The sequence below is a fragment of the Collinsella sp. SGI.180 genome (assembly GCF_050313455.1).
Lineage (GTDB): Bacteria > Actinomycetota > Coriobacteriia > Coriobacteriales > Coriobacteriaceae > Collinsella.
The window spans coordinates 197,205-208,007 of record NZ_JBNPLL010000002.1 but is presented as its reverse complement, the minus strand read 5'-3'; the positions used below and the strand labels follow the sequence as shown (position 1 = coordinate 208,007).

General features: G+C 58.6%; 9 protein-coding genes. All 9 read left to right on the top strand.

Going from position 1 to position 10,803, the window contains the following annotated elements; genetic code table 11:
• Positions 1-79 precede the first annotated feature (79 nt).
• On the top strand, positions 80-1,561 hold the full coding sequence (locus ACQRAP_RS01725) for a DUF1846 domain-containing protein (protein WP_154515227.1): 1,482 nt from the start codon (positions 80-82) through the stop codon (positions 1,559-1,561).
• Positions 1,562-1,754: 193 nt separating this feature from the next.
• A complete protein-coding gene (locus tag ACQRAP_RS01720) occupies positions 1,755-2,138 on the top strand; it encodes a hypothetical protein (protein WP_427794732.1) in 384 nt (127 codons plus the stop codon).
• A 180-nt stretch (positions 2,139-2,318) separates the two neighbouring features.
• Positions 2,319-3,980 (top strand): CTP synthase, encoded by a 1,662-nt coding sequence (locus ACQRAP_RS01715; protein ID WP_427727635.1) that lies wholly within the window; start codon positions 2,319-2,321, stop codon positions 3,978-3,980.
• A 2-nt stretch (positions 3,981-3,982) separates the two neighbouring features.
• The gene (gene xerD / locus ACQRAP_RS01710; protein WP_427747788.1) at positions 3,983-4,924 is read left to right on the top strand and encodes a site-specific tyrosine recombinase XerD; all 942 of its coding nucleotides are present in this window, start codon (positions 3,983-3,985) and stop codon (positions 4,922-4,924) included.
• 463 nt (positions 4,925-5,387) lie between these two features.
• Positions 5,388-5,822 carry a division/cell wall cluster transcriptional repressor MraZ gene (locus tag ACQRAP_RS01705; RefSeq protein ID WP_035137949.1) on the top strand — a complete coding sequence of 145 codons (435 nt, stop codon included), beginning with the start codon at positions 5,388-5,390 and terminating at the stop codon, positions 5,820-5,822.
• 20 nt (positions 5,823-5,842) lie between these two features.
• Positions 5,843-6,808 (top strand): 16S rRNA (cytosine(1402)-N(4))-methyltransferase RsmH, encoded by a 966-nt coding sequence (gene rsmH, locus ACQRAP_RS01700; RefSeq protein WP_427727630.1) that lies wholly within the window; start codon positions 5,843-5,845, stop codon positions 6,806-6,808.
• 90 nt (positions 6,809-6,898) lie between these two features.
• Entirely contained in the window at positions 6,899-7,369 is a 471-nt protein-coding gene (locus ACQRAP_RS01695) for a hypothetical protein (protein ID WP_427719178.1), read from the top strand.
• Between the two features lie 239 nt (positions 7,370-7,608).
• Positions 7,609-9,252, top strand: a complete 1,644-nt coding sequence (locus tag ACQRAP_RS01690) for a peptidoglycan D,D-transpeptidase FtsI family protein (protein ID WP_427794731.1) — start codon at positions 7,609-7,611, stop codon at positions 9,250-9,252.
• A 124-nt stretch (positions 9,253-9,376) separates the two neighbouring features.
• Positions 9,377-10,801, top strand: coding sequence for a UDP-N-acetylmuramoyl-tripeptide--D-alanyl-D-alanine ligase (locus ACQRAP_RS01685; protein WP_427719184.1), 1,425 nt, complete (start codon positions 9,377-9,379; stop codon positions 10,799-10,801).
• Positions 10,802-10,803 lie beyond the last annotated feature (2 nt).

Here is a 10,803-nt window from a genome sequence, read left to right as displayed (position 1 = left end):
CCCGGCCTCGTCGGTGGGGGAGGGTCTGCTCCGCTATAATCGCCTAGGACATTAAATGGAAACGGGACGGGAGCCATACATGCGCCAGGGTTTCGACAACGCGAAGTATATCGAGCTGCAGGCTGCTCACATTAAGGAGCGCATCTCGCAGTTTGGCGGCAAGCTGTATTTGGAGTTTGGCGGCAAGCTGTTCGATGACTATCATGCGAGCCGCGTGCTGCCGGGTTTTGAACCGGACAGCAAGTTCCGCATGCTCAAGAGCATTGCCGACGACGTCGAGGTCATCATCGCAATCAATGCGAACCATATCGAGAAGAACAAAGCCCGTGGCGACTTGGGCATTACCTATGACGAGGACGTCCTGCGTCTGGTCGATCTGTTCCGCGGGAACGGATTTGCCGTTGCCGCCGTGGTCATCACGCAGTATGCCGGTCAGCCCGCTGCCGACGTCTTCCGCAATCGTCTAAACGCGCTCGGCATTCCCGCCAAGCTGCACTATCCCATCGAGGGCTATCCGCACGATGTCGACCTAATCGTTTCTGATGAAGGCTACGGCAAGAACGAGTTTGTCGAGACCACGCGTCCGCTCGTTGTCGTGACGGCGCCCGGCCCTGGCTCGGGTAAGCTCGCCACCTGCCTGTCGCAGCTGTATCACGAGCACAAGCATGGCACCGCTGCCGGCTATGCCAAGTTTGAGACCTTCCCGGTCTGGAATCTCCCCCTCACGCATCCGGTGAACATTGCCTATGAGGCTGCCACGGCAGACCTCGATGACGCCAACATCATCGACTCGTTCCACCTTGAGGCATATAACAAGACCACGGTCAACTACAACCGAGACGTTGAGGCGTTCCCGGTTGTTCGCGCCCTCATGGAAAAGATCTTGGGCGAGAGCCCCTATCAGAGCCCTACGGACATGGGCGTCAATATGGTCGGTTTTGCCATTACCGATGACGATGCATGCCGAGATGCCTCCAAGATGGAGATCGTGCGCCGCTATTTTGCCGCGGTTGAAAGCGTGCGCCGTACTGGCGTGGGCGATGAGCAGGTCGACCGTCTCAAACTCATTATGAAAAAAGCCGGCATCGACAAGAACTATTCGCCGGCACGCTCGGCTGCTCTCACCAGGGAGCAACTGACGGGCGGTCCCGTGGGTGCCATGGTGATGCCGGACGGTTCGGTAGTGACCGGAAAGACCTCAACGCGTCTGGGTGCCGCGAGCTCGCTCATCATGAACGCGCTTAAGCATGTTTCGGGCGTCGATCTTGAGCTCGAGGTCATCAGCGATGAGGCGATTGAGCCTATCAGCAAGCTCAAGACGCATTTCCTTGGCAGCAAAAACCCGCGTCTCCACACCGACGAGACGCTCATGGCGCTCTCTATCACCTCGGCCACGAGCGAGACGGCTACTCGTGTTCTTTCGGGTCTTGAGCAGCTGCGCGGCTGCGACGCCTTCTTTAGCGTGATTATCTCGCCTACGGACGAGACGGTGCTGCGCAAGCTGGGTATTAACGTGTGCTGTGAGCCCAAGTTTGAGCGCCGCGGTTTCTTCCATCGCTAAGATTGAGATGAGACGCCGCATCGGAGTGCGCACCCGATGCGGCGCTTAGGGGTTTTTAGGGCTATATTTGCCGAAATTTAGGCCGTTTACCTGCCCAAAAGCGATTTGCGCGGTATACAATTACCTCAGTGGATACATCCTTTGCGGGGCTACCCATGATGGATGTTGCCGGCCATCGAGGGATGCGTCGGTCATGCGCGGTGCTTTTGATGCTCGTGCTCGGTTTGAGGAGGCTGCCATGGCGGGCAAGGGTCGTGCGAGTGTCAACGATATGAAGCGTGTCGAGGTGCTGGTGCTGATGGAGATCGCTCGGCAATCTAAGGGAAACGGTGTGCCGTACGGTTTCTCGCGCAAGACACTCTCCGAGTGCGTAGGGGTTTCGCCGTATCGTGTCCGCGCCGCAATCGACCGTTTGGATTCTGATGGCCTTATCGAGGTCGTTTCTCGTTATAACGATGATGGCGGCCAGCTTGCAAACGGCATATGCCTGACCGTGCGAGGCGAGTGGTACCTTAAGGGCGTTCGTGCCGGCATGCTTGTTCAAGATATGTTGAAGGATGAGACTGCCGATCGGTAACAACACGGCAGTTTCGACGAGCCTGCACCGCCCAAAGCTACTTGGGCGGTGTTTTGTTTCGAGATGGAGAAATGCGGGCATGCGGGTGAAAAATAGCGAGCGGCTTGCTTTTCGAGTATTACAATGAAGACCCGTAAGATGTGAATGGAAAACTTCTACGGGAAGCGCAGGTAATTCAATATGACCAAGCATGTGTTTGTAACCGGCGGCGTAGTTTCGTCTTTGGGTAAGGGCATCACCGCGGCCTCGTTGGGCCGTCTGCTCAAGTCACGAGGCTACAAGGTGACGATGCAGAAGGCCGACCCGTATCTGAACGTCGACCCCGGCACCATGAGCCCGTTTCAGCATGGTGAGGTCTTCGTGACCGAGGATGGCTACGAGTCCGACCTGGACCTGGGCCATTATGAGCGCTTTATTGACGAGAATCTGACCCGTGATTCCAACTTTACGACCGGCGCTATCTACAAGAGCCTGATTGCCCGCGAGCGTCGCGGTGACTTTTTAGGCGGCACCGTTCAGGTGATTCCGCACGTCACCAACGCCATTAAGGATAAGTTCCGCCGTATCGAGGAGCAGACCGGTTCCGACGTGGTCATCACCGAGCTGGGCGGCACGATTGGCGATATCGAGTCGCAGCCGTTCGTGGAGGCCATCCGCCAGTACCGTAAAGAGGCCGGTCCCGAGAACGTCTGCTACATCCACGTGTCGCTCGTCCCCTATATCGCCGCCGCGCACGAGGTCAAGACCAAGCCCACGCAGCATTCGGTCAAGGAGCTTCGCAGCTTTGGCATTCAGCCCGACATCATTGTGCTGCGTTCTGATCACCATATCGACGACGCCATCCGTGGCAAGATCGCAAGCTTCTGCGACGTCGATACCGACTGCGTCTTTACCAACGAAGATTGCGCGAGTATTTACGATGTGCCGCAGCTGCTCGCCGAGCAGGACTTTGACCTGCGCATTTGCGAGCGCCTGGGCTTGGACCCGCGCGAGCGCGACATGAGCGAGTGGAACGAGTTCCTGCGCAAACAGAACCATGCCAACCACCATACCGACAAGGTCAAGATCGCCGTTGTGGGCAAGTACACCCAGCTCCCCGATGCCTACCTGTCGGTCATCGAGGCCCTGCATCATGCAGGCGTTTTCTATGATCGTCATGTGGACGTGCAGCTGGTCGACGGCGAGAGCCTCGACGAGCAGAACGTCTCCGAGGTGCTGGGCGACGCATCGGGCATTTTGGTGCCCGGCGGCTTTGGCAAGCGTGCCCTGGAGGGCAAGATTCTTGCTGCCGAGTTTGCTCGCGAGCATAAGATTCCGTATCTGGGCATTTGTCTGGGCATGCAGGTCGCCGTGTGCGAGTTTGCCCGCAACGTGGTCGGCCTTGCCGGCGCTAGCTCCTCCGAGTTCGATCCGGACGGTCCGTTTAGCGTAATTGACCTGATGAGCTCGCAGGAGGACGTGACCGAGAAGGGCGGCACCATGCGCCTAGGCGCCTATCCGTGCAAGCTCGCCGCCGATACCCTTGCGCGCGAGGCCTATGGCGAGGAGCTTGTCTATGAGCGCCACCGTCATCGCTTTGAGTTCAACAATGCCTTCCGCGACCAGCTCGAGGATGCGGGTTTGGTTATCTCGGGTCTTTCGCCTGACGAGCGTCTGGTCGAGATGGTCGAGCTGCCGCGTGACGTGCATCCGTGGTATGTGGCCACCCAGGCCCACCCCGAGTTTAAGAGCCGTCCGACCAAGCCGCAGCCTCTGTTCCGCGAGTTCGTGCGCGCCTCGATTGGCCAGCACGAGGGTGTCGATCGCCTGCAGGTGACGCCCATGAACCTCGCGACGGACTAAGGGTGTCAGCGAACGAAAGACATACCGAAGATACTCCCTCGTTGCTCGATACGGTGACGGGGGAGTATCTTGATTACCTTGCGGTCGAGCGAGGCTTGGCACGCAATACGATCGCGGCATATCGTCGTGACTTGACGACTTACTGTTCCTACCTGGAGCGGGCCGGTGTTGAGTCCTTTGAAGGCGTGAACCGTCAGATAATAGAGGGTTTTGTCGGTGATCGGCGCGACGGGGGCTACTCCGATGCCTCGGTGGAGCGTGCAGTTGCGGCCGTGAAAGGTTTGCATGCCTTTTTGGTTCGCGATGGGATCGTCGCCCAAAACCCGACGGCTGCACTGCGCCTGCCCAAAAAGGCGGAGCGCCTTCCGGAGTGTCTCTCGGTAGGGGATGTCTCGGCGCTCCTCGACCAAGATTTCCCGGAAGGGGAGATGGGTTTGCGGGACCATGCCATTTTGGAAGTGCTCTATGGATGTGGCCTGCGCGTGAGCGAGTTGGTGGGGCTCGATGTGGGCGACGTCCATTTTGACGACGGCTTTGTGCTGGTGCGCGGCAAGGGCTCGAAGGAGCGGCTTGCCCCACTCGTGGGAAGTGCCGCACGGGCTATGGCTCAATATATTGCTGATGGGCGTCGGCGCCTGGCCGCTCATGCCCGCGGGTCAAAGACGCCGGCAGTCTTTTTAAATAAGAACGGTGGTCGCCTGTCGCGTCAGAGTGTTCATGTCATATGCGAGCGATACGGGCGTCAGGTGGGACTGGTGGGGCTTCATCCTCATACCTTGCGTCACTCCTTTGCGACCCATATGCTTGCGGGCGGTGCCGACCTGCGCGTGCTACAGGAGATTTTGGGACATGCCGACATTTCGACCACACAGGTCTACACGCATGTCGACCGCACGCAGCTGACCGAGGTCTACCTGGCGGCTCATCCGTTGGCGCATCGCTAGCGACTCTTTGACCTGCATATTTACAACTAATGGGGGACGGACCCCAGGTTGTCGTGACGCGGTTTTGTGCGCGTATCGGCAATCTGGGGTCCGCCCCATCTTTTGTCTTGCGCCGATGCGCCGGTGGGTCGCGCGTGACGTTGGTAGGGAAGTTTGGGGGGCGATGTGAACGGCGCGTAAAGGGACACAAAATTCGCCTCAAGGTCAACTTGAAGGTTGAGGTTGAAAGCCGGGCTGCTACAGATGGCATCCCGGCTTTGCTGTAAACACAACATGTTGTGTTTTCGAACATATGAACGAGGGTGTTTTACAGCATATAGAGGGTGGAGTGGTGGGGTGTTGTGGGGGAAGGTGTGGGGAAAGATGTTGAAAAATGGGGCAGTTCCCCATATTATTAATGACGTCGACAGGCGGGGTGGTTCCCCGCGTACGTGCCATCTGAGTAACCGAGGGGAGGGCGCACATGGGAATGACGGGTGCATACGAGCGCAATCTCGATGCAAAAGGTCGTCTGTCCCTGCCTGCACCCCTTCGCGAGGAGCTTGGAGAGCATGTTCGCGTGTTCAAAGCCCTGGATGTCGATGCTCTGTACGTGTTCTCTGCCGAGGCCTTCGATAAGTGGGTCGAAGGACTCTTCGCGGGTCGTGAGGGCCACGAGGGTTTTAACCCTCGTGACATCAACGACCAGAAACTCATGAGGGCGATCAACAAGCGCACCACCTCGATGGATGTGGACAGCGCCGGTCGTATCGGTCTTTCTGAGTCTCTCCGCAAGCAGGCGAACCTCGACCGCGAGGTCACGGTTGTGGGCAACTACGACCACCTCGAGGTTTGGGACCGTGCTACGGCCGATGAGGACGATGACGATGAGGCTCTGCTGGACCTCTTCTTCTCGTAAGGGCAAGGCATGAGTAACGGATGGAGCGTGGGATCTTGACACAAGAATATCGGCATGAACCTGTCATGCTCGGCGAAGTGCTTGAGTCGCTGCAGCTAAAGAGCGGATCTGTCGTCTGCGATTGCACCCTTGGCGGTGCCGGTCATTCGGTAAAGATGGCCGCGCAGGTGGGGGAGACGGGTCTTTTGCTTGGCGTCGATCAGGACGACATGGCCCTCGAGGCCGCTGGTGCCCGTCTGGACCGCGAGGTCCCCGGCGTCCCGCATCAGCTGCTGAAGGGCAACTTTGGCGACTTGGACGAGCTGCTTTGCTCGGCCGAGGTGCCCGGGGTCGATGGCTTCCTGTTCGACTTGGGCGTTTCGTCACCGCAACTCGATATCCCTGGCAGGGGCTTTTCGTATAACGAAGATGCCCCATTGGACATGCGGATGGATCCGGGTAACAACACCCTAAACGCAGCTGAGGTCATCAACACCTATAACGAACACGACCTCACCCGGATTCTACGCGTCTATGGTGAAGAGAAGTTCGCCTCGCAGATCGCACGCGAGATCGTGCGTCGACGCGAGTCCGAACCGATTGAAACCACCGGTCAGTTTGTCGAGATCATCAAGGCTGGCATTCCGGCTGCCGCTCGTCGGCATGGCGGACACCCGGCCAAGAAAAGTTTCCAGGCCATTCGCATCGAGGTCAATCATGAACTCGATGTGCTCGAGAGAGGACTTGACGCCGCCACCAGGTGGCTCAACCCGGGCGGACGCATCTGCGTCATCTCGTATCACTCGCTCGAGGACCGTATCGTAAAGAACCACTTTAAGGAGATGAGCCAGGGGTGCACGTGTCCGCCGGAGATTCCGGTGTGCGTGTGCGGCAACGTGCCGATACTCAAGGTCATCACCCGCAAACCCTTGGTTGCCCAACCCGATGAGGTTGCGCGCAACCCTCGGGCGAGATCAGCCAAAATCCGCGTGGCGGAGCGCTTGTAGCGTTGCGCGCGCGATATTGGACCTCCCGCTCGCACCATAAACGAAGCTTAAACACACTACCAACGTACTCAGGATGGGAGGCGGCATATCATGGGCTACAACACCTCAAACGCAGCACTCGCCTATGATATGAACGCCATGCCCGCCTACCGCGAGGCACCGCAGGCGCCCGCTGCTCCTCGTGAGCAGCGCACACCGCGCTTTGATGTCTACACGGGCGCGGGCCGTCAGGCAAACCAGGCGGTAAGCCCGGTTTTCATGAGCGTTCTTAAAACGTTTTGCATCATTGCGGCTATCTTCATGACGATTGGCGTCGCCCGCGTGGCGCTTGCAAGCGTTACGGCCCAGGTGCTCAACAGCAACGCCGAGCTTACCAACACGCTCGAGAAGGCGACCGATGAGAGCTCTGACCTTGAGGTCATGCACTCTGTTTATGGTGCCGATACGCGCATTCGCGATCTTGCGGGCGCTTATGGCATGGTGGAGCCCAGTGAGAGCGTTACACTTGATTTTTCGCAGGATGCAGCCGCGGGCGCTAGCTCGGCTGCGGCTGTCCAGTAATAAGACGGTAGCTGAGTATGACAAATGATTATCGCCGCGGTCCAGACGGGAGTCGCGGGCAGGGACGTCCCTCTTCGCGGGGACGTTCTGGTTATCAAGGATCGGGTCGGTCATCTTACAACTTGGGGTCGAATCGTGGCAACGACCCAACGTCGCGCCTTCGCGGCTCGGATGACCCTCAAGTACGCAATAGCAGATCGAATAGACGATCTTCGACCGAATGGCTTACGGGGACGCCATTGCCTCGCCGTAATGCCGTCATGGGTTGTATCGGTTTGGGCCTGGCTGCGGGCGCCATCCGCCTTGCCGACTACCAGATCGTAAATGCCGATGAATTGCGCGGGCGCGCCGATGCTCGACGCCTGCTTGCGGAGACGCTTTACGCCAAACGCGGCACGATTTACGACCGAAACGGCAACGTGCTGACGTCGTCGGTCGAGTGCAGCAATGTCGCCGTGAATCCACAGCTGATCGAGGATGTCGACAAAACGGTATCGGCCTTGGTTAAGGCGACTGGAATCGATAAGAAGACTTGCCGCAAGCTGGTTCAGTCCGATGGCACCTGGGTGTATATCAAGCGCCAGGTGGACGAGGACGATGCCGCGGCATTGAAGAAGAAAAATCTGCCCGGCGTGCTCTTTGAGCAGGCGATGAAGCGGGTGTATCCATACGGCAATCTGGCTTCGCAGGTTCTAGGCGTGGTGAACGTTGACAACGTGGGCCTAACGGGACTTGAAAAGCAATATGACAAATTGCTGACCGGAAGAAACGGCACGCTGGTACGAGAGCGTGCGAGGGACGATAGCTATATTGCGGGTGGCGCCTATAAAAAAGTCGCCGCCATCGATGGCGTTGACATCGTGACGACGCTGGATGTCAATATCCAGCGTGCAGCAGAGGACGCTCTGGCGGAGGCGGTCGAGAAGACCAAAGCCAAGAACGGTTCGGCTTTGGTGACAGACCCTACTACCGGCGAGATTCTGGCCGCCTGTTCGTATCCGACCTACGACCCGACCAATTTGGAGAACGCCAAGACCGAGGATATGAACTTGCGCTTGGTCACCGATGCGTATGAACCCGGTTCGGTCTTTAAGACGCTCGTTGCAGGTGCGGGTTTCGACTTGGGCGTCGTGCGCTCGAGTACGTCGTTTGAGGTGCCGGCGAGCATTAAGGTCGGCGACGATACCGTCACCGATGCCGATAAGCGTGACTACGCCATGACCATGGATGTGCGCGAGATGATGCGCCGCTCATCCAATGTTGGCTTTGTATTGGTCGGGCATAAGATCGGCGCGGACGATTTTGCCGCGTACGTGGACAAATGGGGCGTTGGACACAGTTCGGGCATCGATTTTCCCGGCGAGAGCCTTGGCATTGTCAAGGAGCGTGACCAGTATGACGGCGCCACGTTGGGCTCGATGAGTTTTGGCCAAGCGCTGTCTGTCTCGCCGATCGAGATTGCGCGCGCCGTGGGTGGCATTGCCAACGACGGCGTGATGATGACGCCGCACTTTTATAAATCCAGCAAAGGCGAGGAGAAGGACTGGGGCGAGGGCGAGCAGGCGATTTCTGAGGACGCCGCCGCCCAGGTGACATCGTGCATGCAGACGGTCGTTTCCGAGGGCACGGGTGTCGGGGGCGCCGTCGACGGTTACGACGTGGCGGGTAAGACCGGTACGGCCGAGCGCGCCGATGAAAAAGGCGGCTACCTCAAAGCGAGCTATATGTCGTCCTTTATGGGGTTTGCCCCGGCGCAAGCACCCAAGGTTTTGTGCTATATCACGCTCGACGGAACGCCGAGCGGTTCGGATGCCGCCGCCGTGCCGTTCCAGGTCATTATGGCTAACGCGCTCGATGTGTTGGGTATCCCACGCACCAAGTAGGGGGTTACAATCCTGGAAAGGGCTGTCGATTAATCTGGAGGGTGTTCACATGCCCTGCACCACGCATGCGCGGCGCTGGGATACAATACGCCGATAGCATTATTAGGTTTACAGGGGAGCTGCAATGATAGAGATCGCCGTCAACAACCTCGCGGCCGCAACAGGGGCCCGGACCGTGACGGGAGAAGCCGATCGGGTATGCCGTGGGTGCGTTATCGACTCGCGCCAGGTTGAGGAAGGCACGATTTTTGTTGCCTTTCCGGGTGAAAAAGTCGACGGCAACGATTTTGCTTCCCGCGCCATCGAATCGGGCGCCGGCGCTGTTGTGATGACGCGCGAGCCCAACGCCGAGCTTGTATCGCTGGCTCAGCGTAAGGGCTGCGCCATCCTACACACCGATGATCCCGAGGAATTTTTGCTGCGCCTGGCACATGCCTATCGCACGCAGCTTGGCTGCCTCGTGGTTGGCATTACCGGCTCTATCGGTAAGACGACGACCAAGGATGTCCTTGCGGCAGTGCTTGCCAAGCGCTATCGCGTTTGGGCCACCAAGGGTAATTTTAACAATCTGATCGGTATGCCGCTCACGGTTTTGGCCGCTCCTGCCGACACCGAGGTGCTGGTTCTCGAGATGGGTATGAACCATTTTCACGAGATCGAGCGCCTTTCTCGGTCCGCCAATCCCAACCTTGCCATCGTGACCAAGATCGGCACCTCTCATATTGGAATCCTGGGAAGTCGTGAGAATATCGCCCGCGCTAAGTCCGAGATTGTTGGGGGCATGTGTGCCGCCGACGACCTTCTCCCGTTGCTGGTTTTGGGCGGCGAAGACGACTTCACCCCGTTCATTCGTGAGACGTTTGCCGAGCCCGCGGGTATCGACGTGATGCTGGCGGGTGTTTCGGATGTTGATGAGGTTTGCGCCCGCGGCATTCACATTGATGACGAGGGCCGCCCGGTCTTTACGCTTGACTTTGGCATGGGTGAGTCCGTTGACACCATGCTCGCCATTCCCGGCGTCCAGTCCGTTCCCAATGCCGTTAAAGCCGCCGCAGTTGCCTATCGTTTGGGTGTGACCCCCGAGCAGATCGACGCTGCCTTTAGGGGTATCGCGATTACCGGTCATCGTCAGGAGATCAAACACGCCAAGAGCGGTGCCCGCATTATCGACGACTCGTATAACGCCAGCGCCGAATCCATGGCTGCTGGCCTTGACCTGCTGTGCTCGCTTTCGTGTTCCGGCTCCCGAATGGCGATTCTGGGCGAGATGGGCGAAATGGGCGACGAGGCCCCCCGCATGCATGAGCTGGTGGGCGCCTATGCCGCGGCTAAGAAGCTCGATATGCTGGCGTGCGTGGGCGGTGAGCTGGCCGCTCGTATGGCCGAAGCCGCGCGCATGATGGGCATGGACGAGGACCGCATCCAGGTGTTCTCCGATTATCAGCAGGTGCTCGACCGTATGGCCGGCGCACTTGAGAAACATGACGTTGTGCTGGTCAAGGGCTCTCGCTTTGTCGAGCTCGACCGCTTTGTGGAAGGTGTGTGCTAGCC